Raw genomic sequence first — 20329 nt, forward strand, 5'->3', positions numbered from 1 at the left:
ATATAATTAGTGTATAATTTCATAATGCCTCGAATTTGATTGTTTAGGATTGTAAGCGGACGTACTTTAAGGAGTCCAATCAACTATTCAAACGTTTCGAGAGCAGGGCCAGAGTACCTTGATCTCCGCGGTTGCTAAACCAATCCTTCGACGGTCGCTCACGCCCGCGCTCTTTACTCTTGAAGTAAAGAGCTACTCTCTTATCCGACATTATATAAAATTTTAAACTTACAATCCTTCGCGCAAAAAGACGCGCTCAGGACGACGTAGATCGGAAAAAAAGGGTAGCCCGGTTGCTCGCAACCGGGCTACGGTCTGGAGTGTTATTCAATCATGGAGATATACCTCGGGGTCATTACGAATCTTACTTGTCTTCATCCGGGTTAAAATGATCAAAGGTATTTCCTGCCAGTGGATCGTAATTCTCGCCGTTTTGTCCGCTATTTGGAACTGCGCCAACTTTAGTTGTGGCCTGTTGCTCTGCCTCTTTTTTGGCTTTTGCCATCTCGGTGGCTTTTTTAAACATATCACTGACATCTTGCTCATTATCGAAATCTGTCATGACTATTCCTTAGAAGTATATTGTTTAATTATAGATGCTGTATTCTTTTTAAACAAGAACCGACTTTTAAATGGGTAGTAATAATAAACTCCATGAATTACTTCAAACTGTCGATTAATCCGGTTAACATAGAGCCTTGAAACCTTTTTTAAAGTTGCTATGCGAATTCCCAGCTTGCTCGATGCCTTAATTACTGAGGTTGATGGTGCCCTTCGTACCTTGTTTCCCCCGCAACAGCGATTACCGACACGCCTTTCTCCGGCAAAGCACATTCAAGACAGCCAATTAAGCCAGAAAGATAAAAAACACATAGCCGGCCTGATGAGAGTAAACCATTCAGGAGAGGTCTGCGCGCAGGCCCTTTATCAGGGACAGGCATTAACCGCAGAGCTAACTCATATAAAAGCGCAAATGCATCAAGCGGCAGTAGAAGAAACAGATCACCTGGCCTGGTGTGAAGAGCGCTTGTCTGAATTGGATAGCAAACCCAGCATACTCAATCCACTGTGGTACTGCGGCTCTATCTTTTTGGGTGCATTAGCAGGTATGGCGGGCGATAAAATCAGTCTGGGTTTTGTCGCAGAAACAGAGCGACAGGTAAGCGCCCATTTGCAAAGCCATTTGCAGCGCATACCTGATGAAGATAAAAAATCACAAGCCATATTGCAACAAATGCAGGCAGATGAAGAGCAACATGCGGCACAGGCGGTGGATGCTGGAGCATCTGAGCTTCCCTACCCTATAAAACAATTGATGCATACTGTATCCAAAATAATGACCAAAACCAGTTATTATTTTTAATCAACAACGCAATCGATTGCCCTTATAAACCGATTGTGGTTAAAGCAAGAGTAATAGGTCGGGGGGATCTTTCCTCTTGCTCCCTGACAGGGCTGACCTTTTACTAGCAAGGAGCGTTAGGAATGGATCACTATAGTTTATTTATCCTTTTCGTCATATTCGTGGCCTTTGTCTTTGATTTTATTAACGGGTTTCATGACGCCGCCAATTCCATTGCAACCATAGTAACGACTGGAGTATTAACGCCAAAACAAGCAGTAGTGTGGGCTGCTTTTTTTAACTTCATTGCCTTCCTGGTTTTTAATTTGACGGTTGCCAAAACCATTGGCAGTGGGCTTATTGATACTCATCTTGTAGATGCTTACTTTATTCTGGCAGCTTTGGTGGGCGCCATTTTCTGGAATCTGGTCACCTGGTATTACGGTTTGCCATCCAGCTCTTCTCATGCACTTATTGGCGGACTGGCTGGAGCCGCAATAGCTAAAGGCGGATTTACTTCGCTTAAAATTGCCGGGTTTGCCAAAGTGGCCGCGGGAATTTTTATCTCCCCCGCGCTGGGCTTAATTATAGGGCTGCTCTTTACTCGTTTTTTAACCGGCCTGCTGAAACATAAAAAAGAAGCTGAACTCGATAAGTTATTTAAAGGATTTCAATTACTGTCCTCGGCTTTACTCAGCCTGACCCATGGGGGAAATGATGCTCAGAAAACCATGGGAATTATAGCCATACTGCTTTTTTCCGCATCCTGGATCAGCGGTGAATTTTATGTACCCTTTTGGGTAGTGATTTCTTGTCATTTGGTTATAAGCCTGGGAACTCTGGCTGGTGGCTGGCGCATTGTCCATACCATGGGTACCAAAATAACCAAACTGAATACCTTAAAAGGCTGTGCTGCCGAAACTGGGGCTGCCGTGACTATTTTTGTCGCCACAGAGTGTGGTGTTCCCGTTTCAACCACTCACACTGTCACGGGGGCTATCGCGGGAGTTGGTTTGATTAACGGGATTGGGGGTACTCACTGGAAAGTATTAAAGAGAATCTTCCTTTCCTGGTTATTGACTATTCCTGCAGCAGGTCTGGTTTCAGCAGCCATTATACTCACCGCTGGAACATCACATTGATTCGGAAATTGACATTTTTTGCCTTGGTGCGATCCGTTCGTGCTGAGGAGGCGCAGCTTTTTTGCGCCGTCCCGAAGCACTGGCACAAACTTTTTACCTTGGTGCCTGCTTCGAGACGAGGTTTCCACCCCTCCTCAGCTCGAACGGGCCGGTGAGTGGGATGGGATAATAAAACCTTAAGTACCGGGCGACAGCATACCCGCTTTATGTTCCAGGTTACTTTTGTGACGGCTATAACTAAAATACACGATCACCCCTATTACCATCCATATCAGAAAACGAAGCATGGTAATCCATGGTAAATTGATAACCAGGTAAAAACAACTGAGAACCCCTAATATAGGTATATACGGCATGCCGGGTGTTTTAAATGGCCTTTCCATTTCAGGTCGTGTCCAATGCAAATATAAAACACCGGAGCAAACAATGATAAAGGCGAACAAAGTACCTATATTAACTAACTCCGCCAAGTCACTTATAGGAATGACTGCGGATACGGTCGACATCAAAATACCGCAAAGCAATATGATACGTATGGGTGTTTTAGTATGCTCATTGGTTTGAGAAAATATTTTCGGCAATAAACCATCCCTGGACATTGCTAAAAAGACTCGGGTTAAGCCATAAAAAAGAACCAGCATTACCGTAGTTAAACCAGCAATAGCCCCCACCCCCACAAGGCCTGCCGCAGTCTTGTATCCTAATACCAATAAGGAATGGCTGATAGGCGATGCTACATTCAGACTGGAATAATGGGCAATCGCAGTAAGCAAGCCGGCAACGATGATGTATAAAGTAGTACAAATAAGCAATGAGCCTATAATTCCTCTGGGCAAATCACGCTGAGGATTAATAGCTTCTTCCGCCGCAGTAGAAACAGCATCAAAACCTACATAGGCAAAGAATATAAGAGAGGCGCCTTTCATCACTCCTGCCCAGCCGAAAGGCATAAATGTAGACCAGTTCGCCACTTTAACTTCAGTAGATGCGATAGCGATAAAAAGCAAGATCACTGTCAACTTGACCATCACCATGACGTTATTAAAACGGGTACTTGATTTAACCCCGAGGATTAACAAAATGGTCAATGCGGCAATAACTGAAAATGCGAGTATGTTAAAACTGCCACCGTCTATGGGACCATGTAACAGATAATAGGGAATGTGTATTTTCATGGCAAGGAGCAAATCATTGAAATAACTGCTCCAGCCTACAGAAACAGCCGAAACTGAAATGGAATACTCCAATAAGAGATCCCAACCAACAATCCAGGCAATTAACTCGCCAAATCCTGCATAGGCATAGCCATAGGCACTTCCGCAGCCACCAATGGACGCAGCAAGTTCTGCATAGGATAATGCCGCAAAAGCGCAGGCAAAACCGGCCATAACATAAGAAAGGATGACTGCCGGCCCCGCCTGGGTAGCCGCAACAATTCCGGTTAAAACAAAAATACCTGCACCTATAATAGCGCCTACTCCTAAAAAGGTCAGATCAAAGGCTGTGAGGCATTTTGCCAGGTGAGATTCATTCTCTGATGAGCCTGCAATGTCTTTTTTGCGAAACAAGTCCATGATAGTATGCTCTTAGGTTTATTGACTTTATTCTTTATTTTCAGTGCATTATAGTGCATCTTAATTAAAGTATAAATTCGGGTTAACTTACTGATAACCAGGTCGACAGCTCCTGAAACCTTCAGTTAAACTGTAACACTAAAATAGAGCTGGGATAAACCCTGAACAGGTTAAAATGTGAATGAAAAAATTAATTTCCACTATTTTAATGATGTGCACTCTAACAGCGTTCGCTGCATCAGACGAACAGGATAAGCCATGCTCTCATTGGGCTTCTTTTTTTAAACCCGTTTGCCAACGCCTGCATCAGGTGTGGACAGAAGGAGATACCGATCTCTATCTATCAGGCTATGCATGGCATAATCGCCATGTGTACAGCCGTGAAAAAATAGATTCTTATAATGAATTAGCATGGGGTGGCGGTCTTGGTAAAGGTTTATTTGATGAAAAGGGAAACTGGCATGGCTTGTATGCCATAGCCTTCCTTGATTCACATAGCCATGTGCAACCCGCAGCAGGATATGCCTATCTTAAAGTTGCAAACCTGAGCAAAGATCTTAAAGCCGGTATTGGTTATACTGTGTTGGTCACCTCAAGAGTAGATATTAACCATAATATTCCATTCCCCGGTGCACTTCCCTGGGCCTCAGTATTCTTCAAACAAGTGACGGTTGCCGCTACTTATATTCCCGGGTTCAATAATAACGGTAATGTGCTGTACATCCTCGGAAAATATACTTTTAAAGTTTAAGCTTTAGATGAAATACTATGCCCCTCTTCATCACTCCAGCTATCAAATATGGTTGTATTGGTATTTGTTGGCACAGTCCCGTAGCCCGGCTGAAAGCAGACCGAGCTACAAATAAAATAGTTGCATCAGCATATTCAACTTGTTAGTCTCTGTATGCTTTTTTAACTTTTGTAAACAAGGAGATTGTAACATGATGTTCAAATCAAAGCTGGCTACTTTTGTTGGTGCCCTGGTTCTTGCTGGCTCCTCATTTGCAGCACAAGGTATCCCTCAATCGTGCCCAGGCATAAACGCCATTCAATCTGAAGGATTACCCAACGCAGGCGAAATTTTCCAAGGAATGTATCTGGCTTATAATGTCAGTAATTACGCAACTCCTTCCAACTGGGTATTCATCATGGGTCCTGTAATGGCTGATTCAGAAGAGATGGCTCTTGAATCAAGTAATGGCCTTTTAGCGACGATGTCTGGCACTCCAGAGCCTCAGAATGATAACGAAGGCAACTGGATTTGTGAATATGACACCAACGAACCTAATGTTGCAGCCCTTGCTATCCAGGCTGACGATATGATTTCTCCATTAAGAATGGCAAGATACCTGAGAAGAGCCCATTAATTCACCCCCTCATACGGAAGCGTCAATGCTTCCGTATTTCCTTCTTTTTTCCAATATTATTTGCCGCTGTTTTGGTGCTTATCTGAATAATGTGCTATGTTTTTTTTAAGGACTATTATTCAGGACAATTAAAATGAAATCTTTTATTGAACAGGCACAGTTGTATGCGGAATATCATCAAAATCCTCAAACCCGCTACACTCACCTGGCCGGAGTACCTATTATTATCCTGTCTTTAATGATTCTTTTAGGTTTTGTGAAAATTATTATTCCTGATGTTTTTGGCACCAATCTGGCCTGCCTGACTGCACTTGCGGTATTGGTTTACTATTTTCGCCTTAACTGGCAACTGGCCTTAATCCTTACCCCTATATTCCTTATTTTATTATGGCTAGCCAGTTGGTTTAATCATGCGGGGCCGACCACATTAGGTGTCTGGGCCTTTATAATCACCTTTGTTGTGGGCTGGGGATTGCAGCTGTATGGACATGTTCTGGAGGGTAAGAAACCAGCCTTTATGGTAAATCTCTCTCAAGCCTTGATAGCACCACTTTATCTGACCGCAGAACTGATGTTTATGGCAGGATGGATGTCTTCGTTGAAAGAAGAAATCCACGGTAAAAATGAAGAAACGCCAGTGAAATAAATTTGTTAAATAACGGTAGCCTATTTTAAATCAACCCTTCTTAACTTAATGGCAGGGAGTGTAGCCCGTATTAGGCGTTAGCCGTTACGGGATCGAAGTGGTAATAAACTATTCCCCGTATTACGGCTGGCGCCTAATACGGGCTACAAAATTTTACATAGTTGGAGATGGAGTCGTGCTCTCTTCTTCATCCTCAGTTGGCTCATCAGCATCGCTACCTTGAGCAGCAAGTTCTTCAGTATCACTGCTTTCAGCAGATAATTCAGCTTCCTCTTCTGCCAGCGCTGCTGCCAAAGCCATAATGAGAGCCAGTTTAGCCATATTTGGATCCAGATTATCGGCACTTGAAAGCAATGTGTAGAGAGCAAAGGCGTCATCTAAGCTCATGGTTTGCTCAGAGGCAGTCACTGTTTCACCAGCATCTTGCCGTTGTAAATTCCGGACTATTGCCTGTTCGCCAGCTATTGCAAATTCATGAAGATGATCGCCATGATCTACAGTTGCCCCAGTGGCGAAAAAAGCTTCTCTGTTTAAACGAACGGGACGATTATCGTCCGCTCTTTGTGTAGATATTGCTAAACCCATTACAGCTTCTCCTCGTAGTAAAAACAGATGTTTTATCCAAAGAGCAAGCAATTGTCAACGATAATTTTTTAACCTTAAGCAAACTGCGGCATGACAATTTTAAAGCAATAATGAATCTTTTGATTGCGCTTAAAATCCTGATCTATAGTCTGGCTGCTGATATCCTGTACCGAATATTTTTCTTTCAATAAAGGGTCAAGTTTGAACTGACGGAAGTTGGTTGAAAAATAAAGTACACCATCCGGATTAAGCAAACGCATGGCAGAATTCACTAAAGCAACATGGTCTCTTTGGATATCAAGCGTGTCCTCCATTCGTTTCGAGTTGGAAAAACTAGGGGGATCCAAAAAGATGACATCAAAACGATCTCGGGTAATTTTCATCCATTCGCGGCAATCATAAGAGATAAATTGATGTCTTGCCAAATCAAGATGATTCAACCTGAAATTATCCTCAGCCCATTGTAAATAAGTATTCGACAAATCCACATTGGTAGTTAAAGCGCCTGCAAGTGCCGCATGGACGCTGGCACTGGCGGTATAACAAAAACAATTCAGGAATCGGGTACCCGGTTTTAACTGCTCAAAACGCAGGCGCAAAGGCCTGTGGTCTAAAAACAAACCCGTGTCCAGATAATCATACAAATTAACTTTTAATTTCGCTTTGCCTTCAGTGATTGTCATTGAATGGCCGGTTTTTGCCATTTTTTGATACTGTTCGCTGCCCTTTTGTTGCTTACGCTGTTTGACTATCAATTTATCGGCAGACAATCCCAGAACTCGGGGCACAACCTGCAACACTTCGAGGCTTCGCTTTTCTGCCTTATGGGCAGGAATACTGGCAGGGGCGGCATATTCCTGCAACACCGCATAGTCATTATAAATATCAATGGCATAAGCATATTCTGGTAAATCAGCATCATAAAGGCGATAGCAACTGATGTGGTTTTTCTTCGCCCATTTTTGTAAATGATGGTGATTTTTTTCCAAACGGTTAAACAGCATTTGTGCATTGGGTGACAAAGTACTGCTTTGAGCACCTTTTAATTCATTTTCTGCGGAAATATCCAGACAATATAATTTGCAATCCAGTGCGCCATTGTACAAAGTATATTGTTTACCTGCCCGCAACCCTATGGCTTTGGCCAGCACGGGATTTGAAGTCAGTACTGCCGCTTTCCAGCCCCGATAAAAGCCATGCAGAACGGTGCCTAACTGCTGATAAACAGGAACTAACTGAGTTGTATCCCCCAATCGCTCACCATAAGGAGGATTACACACCAGCAAACCCTTGTCGCTTGCAGGCCGGCATTCCTTAACTTCTGAAACAGCGAACTCAACCAGGGGAAGCACTCCGGCCCGTTCTGCATTGGCACGTGCAATAGTGATTACTTTACTGTCATTATCCGTCCCACGGAATGTAACACCGCCAACCGGCTTGACTTGTTGCAAGGCTTGCTGGCGCATTTTTTCCCATAAGGACGCCTGATGCTGCGCCCAATATTGCAGTGATTGATCCTGACGCAATAAGCCAGGAGCTATATGGGCGGCCATCATCGCAGCCTCAATAACCAAGGTTCCCGAGCCACAAAAAGGATCATGGAGAGAATATCCCTGTGCCGCCAATTCCGGCCATTTTGCTCTGATAAGCATGGCAGCGGCAACATTCTCTTTCAAAGGAGCCGTTCCAGTCTGAGTACGATAACCGCGCTGATGCAGGCTGTATCCGGTTAAATCAAAACTGACGGTCAGAATTTCATTTTTTAAATGGGCATGGATGCGAATTTGCGGGTTTTCTTTATCCACGTTAGGCCGGGAGCCATTCAGACGGCGAAAGTGATCAACAATGCCATCTTTAACCACTTGTGCCCCAAACATGGTATTGCGTATGTTTTCAGAAACACCATGAAACTCTATGGCAATGGTTTTATCATGGGTAAAAACCGTTTGCCAATGGAACTCCGTGCATAATTTATGCAGAGCCTGTTCATTAGCCGCATGGCCATTGAATAAAACCAATTGCACTCTGTTAGCAATACGTGACCACAGGCAGAGCTGATAAATAACAGCCAGACTTGCCTCACCATATACACCTTGAGGGCTGACGCGATGGCATTGAAAGCCTAAACTTTTTAATTCTTCTTCGAGCAGATATTCAAGCCCTTTGGGACAACTGACAAACAGGGAATAATTCATTGTATGGCTGACCTTAAATAACGAAACAGGGCCTTTGCAGCACCGGTATTTTTTTCTTTAATCTGATCATCGGTCGCTTTTTTAATGAGCTGCCTTAATTGCTGCACATCTTCAGGCTGGTACTGATCAATAAACTCGGTTAAGGCATCCTTCCCATCCTGAATCAGCCTGTCGCGCCATTGCTCTACTTCATGGAAGTTAGCGGTAACAGCACTGTCCTCTTCCAGAATCTGCTCATACGCGACAAGAATAGCTTCATAATCAGCAGCACGCATCAATTTGCCAATTAATTGGGCCTGACGGCGTTTCGCCCCATGGCTCTTGATTGATTTGGCATCGACAATGGCTTTGCGTAAATTATCCGTAAGCGGTAATAAATCCAGCTTTGCGGTGCTTAAATCGATAAATTTTACGGCGGTTTTCTGTAAAAAATCGGCTTCTCTTTTTTTCTGTGATTTGCTGACTTGCTCATCCATAGTATGCGTTGTACCTATATAAAATGCTCTGAGATTATATTCAGGATTATACTACATATGCGCCAATATGCCTAAGGCACTGCCATTAAGTTAATGGCAGTAGTGGAGAACTTGTTTTTATTCTGTGGGATTAAATGCTTCAAGACCCGCCTCATCCAATAATTCACGTGCTTTTTGCGCTATGTAGGAATGGGTTATGGTTGTTGGGTGTACATAATCCCAAAATAAGTATCCATCGCAATTCAGCGGTTCTGATTTATTTTTTAAAGGCAACATCTCGTAAATCATACTGGTACTGGCGGCCTCACGTAATTGCGGGTTGTTTTTGATCATATTCCAGCGTTTTGCTGTCAATCTTGGATCTTGATGCTGTAAATACGTATGAAGTGCTGAATCATCTGGAATGTAGTTTAACAACCATCCCGAATAACTGCCCATATAACAAGGCTCAGTTACATTGGTAAGGCCAAAATCATAAGCATGATCTATGGCTTCATTGAAAAAAGAATAGACATCAAAATAGACAAAAGTGACCTCAGGATATTTAAGCTTTAACTCATCAATCTTGGCTGCTAATTTACGGTTATGAGTTTGTACCAACTCAGTGAGCAAGGCCTCTGTCCCCATATCACGAGCTTGAGGAACACGGCCCAAATCGGGTAAATTCGCGATGAAAAATTTATCGCCATTGTATCCAATAATACGCTCTATAACCCCGCCTATTGCATCCACCACTGAATCAGTCAGCGGCTCCACATTAGTCGGCCCATTCAGATAATTATTGGCGCCTATCCAAATGGTATAAAGGCTGGTTTCCTTTTTGCCGTAAGTATTCCAATACAAATAGTCATTTAATTCCATCGTGAGGGTAAAGGGGAGATTTTCTTTATAGGAAAGGACGGCTCCGGCACCCCCCACGGCATAATCCTGAAATCCCTCTAAATAGCCATAAGGATAATAGGAATCATAAAGTTGCTCTACCCACAAGGGACCATTAGAGAAGTGGCCTTTAAAATAGGGAGGGGAAACGGGTAATTTATACCACATGTAACGGTATAAATTTCCATTGTCAGACAAACTGTCGCCAAAGATAATCATGGTATCAAAGCGTTTATTTGCTGCAAAAGCTGAAACAGTGAACCATAAACCTAAAAACAGGCACAAAGCTTTTTTCATTTTGTCTATCCTTGACAGCTCATTCTTAAAGCAACCCGAGCCTGTTACAGGCTCTGTCGGGCATAAAAATTTTATTCGGCAGCGGCAAGCCTTACCGGTGATTGAATATACTGCTTTCCAGGCCTTGCGCGCAAGTAGGTATGTCCAATCGCAAAAAAATTATAAATCAAAATACACAATAAAAGTAAGTGCAGCCAGGTAATGGTTAACTGGGTAAAGACAGGAATGGTAATCATAACCCCAAGACAGCCGGACAAGCTTAAGATTAAGGTTTTTTTCAAAGGAATTTTATCTTTCTGCAAAAAGACCAGGGTTGTAAGCGGCTGTTGCATTGCTCCGGCAATAGTCATAATGGGAAACGCTACGACTGGAGAAACATTCATTACAAATAAAACAGCCTGTACCATGACAAACAAACCAATACCCACCGAAGTGAGGGCACCGCAAATCATCAAGGCAAAGAAGCCAACAACCAGTTTCCAGGAATGAAGCTCTGTCAGATCACCACCCACAGGTAATAATTGAAATTGATGTGCCACCAGCAAACAGATAATGCAGGCAAAAGAGCATATCATGGCGAGGCGTATTGCCTGTTTGCTCAATTGGCTCACCACAAAACCTCCGAGCAGACCGCCAACACAGGTTCCGGCAACCAGGGTCAGCAAAGTGGTTAAATCCACATCCACCAGATGCATAAAAAAAAGGGATTCAATAGTTCCAGGAATGACCTGGGCACCATTATTTACGGCAGGTAACTCATCATCACGAAAGGTTCCTGTTAATTTGGCCAAAGCCACATTCACAGCGAAACTACCTACACCCAAGGTGTCGGCAATAAACGCAACAATACCGCTGCCAATCAGTTTTATATATTGGCTCAAAGACAAGGGGGTAGCGGGCTGTTGACGGAGTTTAATAACCATTACGGCAACACAGAACAAGGTTAATACGAGTATGCCGAGGGTAATTAAATAAAAAGCCATTCTCTTCTCAAAAATTAATCTGACTCTAATGGATTACTTACCAGAACTCCAAAGTCATAATGAACTGAGATTATATACTAATTTTATTGCTCAGCAAACAACATTTAGATTAAAAAACATTCTTAGTGCCTAATGAGGGCACACAATTAATCTGTAGCCCTTATGAGTGGGCCAGGATGCGATAATCTTGTCATTCCCGGATCGAAGTGGCACCATGCCACTTTCAGGAGATCCTTCGCGCAAAAAGACGCGCTCAGGACGACGTAGATCGGACGCAACACAGGCTACAGAATCCCACTGAATCCTGGCCAGGTGTGTAGCCCGGTCTGCTTGCAGCCGGGATCAAAGTGGCACCATGCCGCTTTCAGGAGATCAATCCTTCGCACAAAAAGACGTGCTCAGGACGATGTGCTTCAGAGGATAGAAGGCACTAACCTCAAATTAAACCGCACACTGAGCCGTTTCCACACCTACCTGACCAAAAACACTTTTAACAAGCTGGGTGTCTACCTGTAATTCTCTGGCGGAATAAATAACACCACAGGCTGCATCTTTAAAATTAGTGGTAGGGGTCCAATATTTGGTATTTGCAACCACCATAATGTGATAGGCCTTTTTAATGCCTACAGCTTTAGATAACAAATGAAAGGCTTTATTAAAAATACCACTAGCTGTATGCACAATATAACTTTGCCTTTCTTGCGGGTCAGAAATATTCACATCAGAAAAGGCAATGACATCTGCATAACTGATAGCACAATAGGAGCCATTACTCTGCGCCAGAGCTTTATCCAGACAATCTGCCGAACTGCCATCAGAAGAAGGATAATCCATAAAGCGTAATGCTTTACCAAAGGATTCACGCACTATAGTTTCCCCAATGCCCCAAGTCACTTCATCAGACTGCAAATAAGCCTTGTTGTACAATAAAGGCATAGTTTCCAACAGATAAGCGCGTGAGGCCTGGCCTGCCATATCGGATAAAGACTCATTTAAAGCACCAGACTGATCATGATATTCAAGGCCTGAATGTTGCTCCGTAAAGCCATGAGTCACTTCATGACCCGCAACATCCAGAGACACCAGAGGGTAAAAATCTTCACCATCACCAAAAGACATGGCTTGGCCATCCCAAAAGGCATTATCGTAACTTTGGCCAAAATGAACGCGCATCAACAACTTCATAGGGCTGCCATTTGAGTTCTGCAATGCATTTAAGCCATACCAGTTCTTATACATATCTACGATAACGTGGCCAAAAAAATAAGCATCATTGGTTGGGGAAAAACCGCCATTTACATTTTCTTCGCTGTTTTGGTTACACGGATATTGAAACGGGGTCAGAATAAGATTGCCCCAATCCCATTTGGTGCCCAGATTAACCAACCGTACTTTATCGTTATCCATCAGGCATTGATTGCCCTTTTGCACGACATCCAAAGAAGGCAAACCGTCTTTGCCGTACCAATATTCACGCACCTTTTCATTACCGCCAGGACCGCTGTCCAGATAGGTTTTAATATTGTTCCATTGTTTTAATACGGCGCCACTCTGGGCATCAATGACGAAGAATGGCCATACCGGCTTGTCATCCGCCTGGGTGGTTTTAAAGGAAACCAGAAACACCAGCTTTAAATTATTCTCTTCAACCGGACGAATCTGTAATTCGGCTCTTTCCTGCACGATTGGCGCTTGAGGGTTAACACTGAAATAAGCCTTTTTAGCCAATCCCATAGCCTGTTGTGTGTTTATGGCAGGAACGGTGTTGATTTGAATGTTATCCATTAAATGGCCATTGACTTCGCCAGTGGCTTTAGCTGAAATGCCCTGGTTCCCTTTTGCAGCGACCATGACTTGGGCGCCGACCACTGGAATTCCTTTATATAACTGCTGGTAACGGGTAATTGTGATGCCCGATTCTTGCGTTTGGCTGGACTCTTGTAAGGTGTTCTCATTAGGAAGAGTAGAAGCACTTTTTGAAAAAACCGCATTTTTTACAGGTGTTTTTGCCGATGAAAATTTCTTTAAGCTGTCTCCAGAAGCGTGGTATAACTGAAGATCATGAGCAGCCCAAAGGGAAAAAGAAACCGAGAAGAATGACAGGAACACTGCTTTTTTAAACATAGGAAACATCCAGAAATTCTCAGACCACACATAGTGCCACATAATTGATCACTATGCAATAACTTTTAACATCAAAAGATTTTAATTTTCTTGCAAAAAGCACAGTTAAAGAATTATTCTTCAAGCATAAAAAATAACCCTGCTGTGGTGAAAAATGACCACAGCGACAACTCAAGGATGGATTGATTTATGACTTATTCAAAAAAGGGTGTTTTGCTTTGTATTGCCTTACTGACGAAGCTGTCACTTGCCTTTGCAGGACCACTGGAACTGTATATGCAAAAGCAACAGGAAGAACAAATGTTCGCGACAGTTCCCAAATCCATAAAACAATCGTATTTCGATCAGCTTACCGATCACAATAATCCACAGGAAGGCATGTTTAAGCAACGTTATTACATTGATGAAACCTATGGCCCTGAAAGGGATGCTCCAGTATTTTTTTACATTTGTGGTGAATCAGCCTGTACCTCAAGGGCATTAAGCGGTGCAATACGCACTTATGCCAAAACACATCATGCAAAAATGGTTGCCCTGGAACATCGCTATTATGGAGAAAGTCTGCCACGAAACACCTTTTCAACCCGGGACCTGCGGTTTTTAACTACGGAGGCAGCCCTGGATGATTTGGCCTATTTTCAACGCCATCTACGCGATCAAAAGAACTGGACGGGAACATGGATAGCTTTTGGCGGCTCTTATCCGGGATCATTATCAGCCTATTATCGCTTAAAGTTCCCCTATCTGGTGGCCGGTTCTTTAGCCTCTTCGGCACCGGTGATGGCCAAAGAGGATTTCATTGAATACGATACCCATATGACCGAGGTAGCAGGCCCACAGTGTGCCGCACACATGCGTCAGGTGGTCAGTGAAGTTGAGGCCTCGTTGAATAATGCAGAAGAATTGGCACATATGAAAAACATGTTTGAAGCCAGCGAAATTGAAGATTCTGTAGATTTTCTCTACCTTATCGCCGACACGGGAGCAGCAGCGATTCAATATGGCATGCGAGACTCCTTTTGTTCTGCCCTTGCATCCAGCCAGACCCCGCTTGCAGGCTATGCCGATTTTGCTAAAAAGCTATATAGGGCAATGGGTATAACTGCTGTTGATATCACCGCTCAGGGAGCTATGAGTGAAGATCCTCACAGTTATCAAGACGGCGTGGGCATGCGCCAATGGTATTATCAATCCTGTACTGAATATGGTTATTGGCAAAACGCGAATCCTGATTCATCTCAATCAACCCGCTCTTCATTGATTAACCTGGATTATCATCGCAAAATTTGTCAGCGCTTGTTTGGCCTGAATGAGCCTGCCAATACAGCGTCCCTGAACAGCACTTTTTATTTTCCTCTGATGGATGAGTTGGTGACCAATATCTATTTTACCAATGGAGCCAATGATCCCTGGTCTACCCTTTCATTAGCCGAGAAAAACGGTAACGCAATCAATAAGAAATTAACCTATTCATTGATTGAAGGAGCCGCCCATTGTGATGATTTAAGAACTCCTAAAGAAACAGACTCTGAGTCGATAACCAAAGCCAGAAACACCATGCAAAGCTTGTTGGAAGCATGGTTAAAGTAATACCATAGCGTGTAGCCCCCGATCCACGTCGTCCTGAGCGCGTCTTTTTGCGCGAAGGCGACGTGGATCGCTACGGCATTAAACCGCTGCTCAAAACCTGTTGTTACGAAAATCATCCAGAGCCTGCATGATTTCTTCCTGAGTATTCATGACAAAGGGACCATACCGTGCAACAGGCTCATGCAGTTTGTTAGCGGCAATCAGGAAACATTGGCTGTCCTGCACCGCTTTTAAATGAATAACATCACCATCTGATAAATCAGCTAATACGCCTTGCGAAATCACGACATCACCCAAAGTAACAGCCCCTGATACGACAAATAATATAGACTGCGATCCCTGGGAAATACCCTGCGACAATTCAGTTCCTTCAGGCATACTGATATCAAGAAATAAAGGATGTGTTGCAATTTCAGTGATCGGTGACGTTGTACCCAAATCAGTCTGGCCTGCAATCACTTTAATAACCACTCCTGATGGTGACCTTTCAACAGGCAACTCTTCATTTAACTTTTCCTGATACCGCGGCGCTCTCATTTTTTCTGCGGCAGGTAAATTTAACCACAATTGCAAGCCTTGCAAGCGGCCACTCGCAGAAGAAGGCATTTCCGAATGGACAATGCCTCGGCCTGCGGTCATCCATTGCACATCTCCTGCCCCAATAGTCCCTTTATGACCCTGATTGTCGGTATGGGTAATAGCACCATGCAACAGATAGGTAATGGTTTCAAAGCCACGATGCGGATGAGCAGGAAATCCCGCCATAAAATCCAGCATGTCGGCACTATCAAAATAGTCAAACAATAAAAAGGGCTCAAAGTTGTTGCTTGCATCCGCCCCTATATACCGATGTAATTTAACCCCGGCTCCTTCGCGCACCAAAGTGCCATTAATTAATCGCTTAACCTTAATTTCCCGCATGATCCAATCCTGTTTTCAACGTCTCTCTATAGGATAGTGCAAAAAGACGTGTTTTCCTATTATACATCCCGACAAAGTCCCTCGCGGACAGGCGCATAAATTAGCTGTTGATACTCATTTAAAAACAGAGATATGATGGGAAAGGAAAAGGATTTCAGAATGGGAGCAGTTATGGATACGAGAGAACATACAGAAATAGGTGATGGATTACGTCTTGATAATATAGAGAATAATCCGTATTTGAGAATCGATGAAGCAGGGGTTTTACATGTGCGCCTGCAACGCTTTGGCGAGAACAATCTGCCCGAGCCAATGGCCTTGGAACTTTCTGCCGGCGAAATCATAGCCATGGCTGGTGATTATTTCACTCAGGCTGACTGGACCATGGTTTTGGATTTACCCAAATGTGAGCGCTTCAACTCAGCCATTGACCTGGGAAAATTTCTTATTCACCAGCCGGTGAAACAAGAGGAAGAAGATGCCTTAATCACCGCATATAATAATCTGGCAGCACCTGATGTCAGCCGCAAGGAAATTGACCGTATCTATGCCATAAATGACGCCAGATACATTCCCTTTTCAGACACACTGAATTTTTATGTCCAGCAAATAATGTTTTATCTGCGCGTAAAGGACTATGGAGAAATGCTTAACCGCAACCAGACTCATTTCACGCCCTGGTCAGTCCGGGTTTATGTCCTGGGTCACAGCATTGCCCTGCGCTATGCCCGATTATCTTATGAATTAAAGCAATGGGCAGCAGACAGTAATTACCAATCAGACAATCCTGATTTAGCTAATATAAAAGCCTCTTTTGCTCAAAAAAATCAAACCCTTTCAAAAGACGATCTGATTGAGTTGGCTCATCGTTATCATGCTCAAGCCTACTCCATGGAATTATTCACTTACCATTATTACACCGATCACTTTGCGGCAGGACACATGTCCATGGTAGGGGATTTACGACGTATCATGAAGGAGCGGTTTGGTGTCTGGGGCAGTATTCTGGTGAATAACCTCCACGATGAAATAAATCGTGTTGGTGTGTTTTGCGTCAAGCCTTATGATCCAACACCTGATAAAACTGAAGCGCCTAGCCGTTCTCGAGGAGATGGAAAATTTGATAGTTGTTTAAACCAGTTTAATAAAAAAGAATGCGTGGCCGGTATCACTGCTTCCATGTCAGATGTGAATGATGTCCTCTATGGTTCAGCCATCCCCGCGCAAAAAAACTTTGGCGGCCTGGAGCACATGCCCGATGTGGACTACAACTCCCGTCAACATGAGCCGTTGCTGGTGCTAAGTAAAGGCAAAATATTTTATCGCAATCATCTGAGCAGGATAAACATTATTTCTCCAACCGAGTACGAAGCATTACGAGACAATCCGAAAGAGCATGGCTATTCTGAATTAACCAGCAAGTGGGGCGCATTTAAACTGGTTGCCAAATTAAGGGTACTGCCCTTTTTCTACGAAGGGGTTGTACAACCCTTATCGGAAGAACAACGGGCAGCCATTGTTCTGGATGAAAAACAAAGAAGCCCGGATCGCCGCCCTATCCCGGCACCCGATTGTGTTCCCGAAACGGAAAGTACGGTATTGGATTGGGGAACAAGCAGTCCAGTCTGGCGCACCCAAAAAGATCGGTTGGATGCCATGGATGGACTCAAGAAGCATGGGGTATTTAAATTCAAGCATCGTGACCCCGTGGATGAAGAATTGGATGCGGTTCCAGAGCCATTGGTATTGAGCCCGTCGTCCTGAGCGCGTCTTTTAGCGCGAAGGACGACGTGGAGCAGTGCGTAGCCCGGTCTGCTTGCAGCCGGGCTCGAAGTAGCAATAAGCTATCCCACATTACGACCACACCCAATACGGCCTAAGCAAAATTGATGCTGTGAGAATTTAACCAGAATATGATAAAATAAGTTCCAAATTATCCCAGAGGTGACTATGAAGCGTATCATTACCAAACTCCTTTTCCCTGTATTTCTCTTAATCAGTATCGCCTCATTAAGTCATGCAGCAGTGGTACTCAAAGACACCCAGGGACAAAGCACACCCTTTTCCGATTTAAAGGGAAAATGGGTGTTAATCAATTTTTGGGCCGGCTGGTGTCAAACCTGTCTTGATGAAATACCTGAATTTAATCGTTTTTACCACCAGCATAAAAACGATCCCATTGCTTTATTTGGGGTAAATTATGACGCCCCGCCTTTATTGGAACAAAGAAATCTGATTCGCAGATTTAATATTAACTACCCCAGTTTAGTGGGCAACCCGGCTGAAGATTTAAGTCTGGGTGATATTACCGGAGTACCTGTTACCTTTATCTTTAATCCTAAGGGACAATTGGTTAAGGCCTTGTATGGCGGGCAAACTGCGGAAAGTCTGGATAAAGTCATCAGTGAAAGCAAAAGTTAGGGCCTGGAGGGGGTTATTCAAAACAGGCGTAGCCTTGATGCAGCGATAGCGCTGAGTGATCCTTTCATAATTTTAATCTCGTAAAAAGATGTAAATAAACAGGATGATCATCGCAAGTAGCCCCTCCACCTCCGGGGGAGGGTGCCCGACAGGGTGGGTGGGGGATCAAAAAGAGAACTCATTTAAGGTAAAGGTTTAAAACATGGTCTATTTGATAGAAACTCCTTTTTTGATCCCCCCATCCGCCCTCTCGGGCACCTTCCCCCGGAGAGGCTACTCTGCGGACATAAGTTTGTACAAATTCCAACCACAGAACATTTCATGAAATTTTTTAAGCCCTCGAGCGAGGATAACGGGTCCAGGAGGTCCTTCACTTTTCGTGTAACAATGCCATCCCCCTAAACGGGCAATAATCCAAGCAGCCCAAGCTAAATTATCTTCTGGATAAGGATTTTGCTGTTTTATGGTTTTGCCTTGGATTCTGACTAACAATCCTCTTAAAAAGACTTGCTCATCGGGTGTAAAGAGATCGGATGTTTTTAATTCGGTAGAGCCATCTCGTGCTGTTACTAATTGAATCACCTTGAGTGCCGCAAACAGGGCAAATAAAGAGAGCTTCATCAATGACTCCCCTGATTCAACCTGACTTTGCTCTATATCGAACCCTTTTGATTTGGTGGTACGGAATACTTGTTCTATGTTCCAGCGCATCTGGTACCATATAATGATTTGCTGCGCTTGCTCAAAGCTCGCTACGGGATGGCTTGTATACAAACGCCAATGAATGGGGTCTTGTCCAGCAGGACATTCTATTTCTTTTGCCTCAACCACCCATAGTTTTATTGATGGTGAAGCACATTTATCCGTGCACTTTTTAGGCCGTTTAATCTCTATTTCACCATATTTGATGCTGAGTAACGCTTCTCTTTTTTGTCGCTCTATTCGTTCATCCCCACGAATGCTAACGCTTATCCTGCCTGCTTCTTTTGTATTATCAAGATAATCATACAGCGTTCTATAATCGCTATGTACAATAAGCCTATCACAACGGGTTCGAGTGATGATGTGGGTGTTTTGTTTAGGAATACGATCCATATATTCATAGATATCGCTTTCTCTGTCGCCTATAAAGGTGACTGAGGCTGCTTTCGACAACACTTTTGCCCCTGATTCAGCGGTACTAATCCAGCGATAAGATTCTTTTTCTTCTATCGGCAACTGTTGGTACTGTTCATCCGCTTCTTTGGTGCGATTCCATACAGTCACTTCAGCACATCCAATAGCACCTCCTGTATGAGCATCCAAAACAATTAAAGGGTGCAGAAAAAAACCAGCATCTGTTCCATTACCTACTGTACCTAAGCCTTTAACCCGACCTGCTTTAGATTGATAATTATTTTCTGTGGTATCCTGGATAGCCAAAACATGGCGCTCACTAATCAAGGCTTTTACTCGGGCTTGCTCTGTATGAATAATTCTATTGGGAGTCACTTCAGGATGCCTTAGAAGTCGTTCAAATCGTTTCTTCTCCGCGCTATTATCGCTTAACTCTTTTATACATACCGTTATTCTTTCTACTATCCTTTGGAACAGCAACGATGAACTTTTTTTAAACGTTCTTCTACAAAAGAGCTTACTATACGAAATTCCATGACCACATCACGTCATCTGCTCAGTTAAAAAAAACAGAATACTCCTTTTTTCTCTTAGTACAACCAGTTCATTAAAAAATAAACCTCATTTTTTTAATGAACTGGTTTTATACAGACTTATGTCCGCAGAGTAGC

The 20329-nt window shown here is 43.5% G+C and carries 18 protein-coding genes; 8 read left to right on the top strand and 10 right to left on the bottom strand.

The genetic code is table 11. The features are described 5' to 3' along the window. Nucleotides 1–364: 364 nt before the first annotated feature. Nucleotides 365–562, bottom strand: a complete 198-nt coding sequence (locus B094_RS0110560) for a hypothetical protein (RefSeq protein ID WP_018577778.1) — start codon at nt 560–562, stop codon at nt 365–367. A gap of 159 nt (nt 563–721) precedes the next feature. On the opposite strand from B094_RS0110560, the gene coq7 reads away from it, so the two are divergent. Further along, on the top strand, nt 722–1363 hold the full coding sequence (gene coq7, locus B094_RS0110565; RefSeq protein ID WP_018577779.1) for a 2-polyprenyl-3-methyl-6-methoxy-1,4-benzoquinone monooxygenase: 642 nt from the start codon (nt 722–724) through the stop codon (nt 1361–1363). Between the two features lie 122 nt (nt 1364–1485). Continuing rightward, a complete protein-coding gene (locus tag B094_RS0110570; protein WP_018577780.1) occupies nt 1486–2484 on the top strand; it encodes an inorganic phosphate transporter in 999 nt (332 codons plus the stop codon). Nucleotides 2485–2660: 176 nt separating this feature from the next. Here B094_RS0110570 and B094_RS0110575 read toward each other — a convergent pair whose 3' ends face one another. Then, nucleotides 2661–4058 (bottom strand): amino acid permease, encoded by a 1398-nt coding sequence (locus B094_RS0110575; RefSeq protein WP_018577781.1) that lies wholly within the window; start codon nt 4056–4058, stop codon nt 2661–2663. Between the two features lie 181 nt (nt 4059–4239). Between B094_RS0110575 and pagP the strand changes: the two genes are divergently transcribed. From pagP to B094_RS0110590, 3 genes are all read left to right on the top strand, one after another. Beyond that, entirely contained in the window at nt 4240–4809 is a 570-nt protein-coding gene (pagP, locus tag B094_RS0110580) for a lipid IV(A) palmitoyltransferase PagP (protein ID WP_018577782.1), read from the top strand. 190 nt (nt 4810–4999) lie between these two features. Then, on the top strand, nt 5000–5425 hold the full coding sequence (locus B094_RS0110585; protein WP_018577783.1) for a DUF4949 domain-containing protein: 426 nt from the start codon (nt 5000–5002) through the stop codon (nt 5423–5425). 133 nt (nt 5426–5558) lie between these two features. Beyond that, complete coding sequence (locus B094_RS0110590; protein ID WP_018577784.1) at nt 5559–6071, top strand: Mpo1 family 2-hydroxy fatty acid dioxygenase; 513 nt, start codon at nt 5559–5561, stop codon at nt 6069–6071. A 153-nt stretch (nt 6072–6224) separates the two neighbouring features. Here B094_RS0110590 and B094_RS0110595 read toward each other — a convergent pair whose 3' ends face one another. From B094_RS0110595 to B094_RS0110620, 6 genes are all read right to left on the bottom strand, one after another. Then, the gene (locus tag B094_RS0110595) at nt 6225–6656 is read right to left on the bottom strand and encodes a hypothetical protein (RefSeq protein WP_018577785.1); all 432 of its coding nucleotides are present in this window, start codon (nt 6654–6656) and stop codon (nt 6225–6227) included. A gap of 74 nt (nt 6657–6730) precedes the next feature. Beyond that, nucleotides 6731–8851, bottom strand: a complete 2121-nt coding sequence (gene rlmKL / locus B094_RS0110600; protein WP_018577786.1) for a bifunctional 23S rRNA (guanine(2069)-N(7))-methyltransferase RlmK/23S rRNA (guanine(2445)-N(2))-methyltransferase RlmL — start codon at nt 8849–8851, stop codon at nt 6731–6733. Further along, entirely contained in the window at nt 8848–9327 is a 480-nt protein-coding gene (gene yjgA, locus B094_RS0110605) for a ribosome biogenesis factor YjgA (protein ID WP_018577787.1), read from the bottom strand. The genes rlmKL and yjgA overlap by 4 nt, the downstream gene beginning before the upstream one ends. 117 nt (nt 9328–9444) lie before the next feature. Continuing rightward, nucleotides 9445–10503: an SGNH/GDSL hydrolase family protein gene (locus B094_RS16525; protein WP_018577788.1), complete on the bottom strand. Its 1059-nt coding sequence runs from the start codon at nt 10501–10503 to the stop codon at nt 9445–9447. A gap of 71 nt (nt 10504–10574) precedes the next feature. Beyond that, nucleotides 10575–11486 (bottom strand): MFS transporter, encoded by a 912-nt coding sequence (locus B094_RS0110615; protein ID WP_018577789.1) that lies wholly within the window; start codon nt 11484–11486, stop codon nt 10575–10577. A gap of 441 nt (nt 11487–11927) precedes the next feature. Next, nucleotides 11928–13610: a M4 family metallopeptidase gene (locus B094_RS0110620; RefSeq protein WP_018577790.1), complete on the bottom strand. Its 1683-nt coding sequence runs from the start codon at nt 13608–13610 to the stop codon at nt 11928–11930. A 189-nt stretch (nt 13611–13799) separates the two neighbouring features. Between B094_RS0110620 and B094_RS0110625 the strand changes: the two genes are divergently transcribed. Continuing rightward, entirely contained in the window at nt 13800–15200 is a 1401-nt protein-coding gene (locus B094_RS0110625) for a S28 family serine protease (protein WP_018577791.1), read from the top strand. Between the two features lie 90 nt (nt 15201–15290). On the opposite strand, the gene B094_RS0110630 is transcribed toward B094_RS0110625, so the two are convergent. Continuing rightward, nucleotides 15291–16121, bottom strand: a complete 831-nt coding sequence (locus B094_RS0110630; RefSeq protein WP_018577792.1) for a pirin family protein — start codon at nt 16119–16121, stop codon at nt 15291–15293. A 159-nt stretch (nt 16122–16280) separates the two neighbouring features. On the opposite strand from B094_RS0110630, the gene B094_RS16095 reads away from it, so the two are divergent. After that, nucleotides 16281–17885 carry a hypothetical protein gene (locus B094_RS16095; RefSeq protein ID WP_018577793.1) on the top strand — a complete coding sequence of 535 codons (1605 nt, stop codon included), beginning with the start codon at nt 16281–16283 and terminating at the stop codon, nt 17883–17885. A gap of 186 nt (nt 17886–18071) precedes the next feature. Further along, nucleotides 18072–18542 (top strand): TlpA disulfide reductase family protein, encoded by a 471-nt coding sequence (locus B094_RS0110640; protein ID WP_018577794.1) that lies wholly within the window; start codon nt 18072–18074, stop codon nt 18540–18542. 273 nt (nt 18543–18815) lie between these two features. On the opposite strand, the gene B094_RS0110645 is transcribed toward B094_RS0110640, so the two are convergent. After that, a complete protein-coding gene (locus B094_RS0110645; protein ID WP_169334267.1) occupies nt 18816–20138 on the bottom strand; it encodes an IS4 family transposase in 1323 nt (440 codons plus the stop codon). Between the last annotated feature and the right edge of the window lie 191 nt (nt 20139–20329).

Source organism: Legionella shakespearei DSM 23087 (assembly GCF_000373765.1).
Taxonomy (GTDB): Bacteria; Pseudomonadota; Gammaproteobacteria; order Legionellales; family Legionellaceae; genus Legionella; species Legionella shakespearei.

What these genes read in the sequence shown, in the direction of transcription:
- rlmKL (WP_018577786.1), bottom strand. Translation starts at nt 8,851, where the DNA reads ATGAATTATTCCCTGTTTGTCAGTTGTCCCAAAGGGCTTGAATATCTG.
- B094_RS0110625 (WP_018577791.1), top strand. Translation starts at nt 13,800, where the DNA reads ATGACTTATTCAAAAAAGGGTGTTTTGCTTTGTATTGCCTTACTGACG.
- B094_RS0110585 (WP_018577783.1), top strand. Translation starts at nt 5,000, where the DNA reads ATGATGTTCAAATCAAAGCTGGCTACTTTTGTTGGTGCCCTGGTTCTT.
- B094_RS0110560 (WP_018577778.1), bottom strand. Translation starts at nt 562, where the DNA reads ATGACAGATTTCGATAATGAGCAAGATGTCAGTGATATGTTTAAAAAA.
- B094_RS0110640 (WP_018577794.1), top strand. Translation starts at nt 18,072, where the DNA reads ATGAAGCGTATCATTACCAAACTCCTTTTCCCTGTATTTCTCTTAATC.
- B094_RS0110590 (WP_018577784.1), top strand. Translation starts at nt 5,559, where the DNA reads ATGAAATCTTTTATTGAACAGGCACAGTTGTATGCGGAATATCATCAA.
- B094_RS0110620 (WP_018577790.1), bottom strand. Translation starts at nt 13,610, where the DNA reads ATGTTTAAAAAAGCAGTGTTCCTGTCATTCTTCTCGGTTTCTTTTTCC.
- B094_RS0110615 (WP_018577789.1), bottom strand. Translation starts at nt 11,486, where the DNA reads ATGGCTTTTTATTTAATTACCCTCGGCATACTCGTATTAACCTTGTTC.
- B094_RS16095 (WP_018577793.1), top strand. Translation starts at nt 16,281, where the DNA reads ATGGGAGCAGTTATGGATACGAGAGAACATACAGAAATAGGTGATGGA.
- B094_RS0110630 (WP_018577792.1), bottom strand. Translation starts at nt 16,121, where the DNA reads ATGCGGGAAATTAAGGTTAAGCGATTAATTAATGGCACTTTGGTGCGC.
- B094_RS16525 (WP_018577788.1), bottom strand. Translation starts at nt 10,503, where the DNA reads ATGAAAAAAGCTTTGTGCCTGTTTTTAGGTTTATGGTTCACTGTTTCA.
- coq7 (WP_018577779.1), top strand. Translation starts at nt 722, where the DNA reads ATGCGAATTCCCAGCTTGCTCGATGCCTTAATTACTGAGGTTGATGGT.
- B094_RS0110595 (WP_018577785.1), bottom strand. Translation starts at nt 6,656, where the DNA reads ATGGGTTTAGCAATATCTACACAAAGAGCGGACGATAATCGTCCCGTT.
- yjgA (WP_018577787.1), bottom strand. Translation starts at nt 9,327, where the DNA reads ATGGATGAGCAAGTCAGCAAATCACAGAAAAAAAGAGAAGCCGATTTT.
- B094_RS0110575 (WP_018577781.1), bottom strand. Translation starts at nt 4,058, where the DNA reads ATGGACTTGTTTCGCAAAAAAGACATTGCAGGCTCATCAGAGAATGAA.
- pagP (WP_018577782.1), top strand. Translation starts at nt 4,240, where the DNA reads ATGAAAAAATTAATTTCCACTATTTTAATGATGTGCACTCTAACAGCG.
- B094_RS0110570 (WP_018577780.1), top strand. Translation starts at nt 1,486, where the DNA reads ATGGATCACTATAGTTTATTTATCCTTTTCGTCATATTCGTGGCCTTT.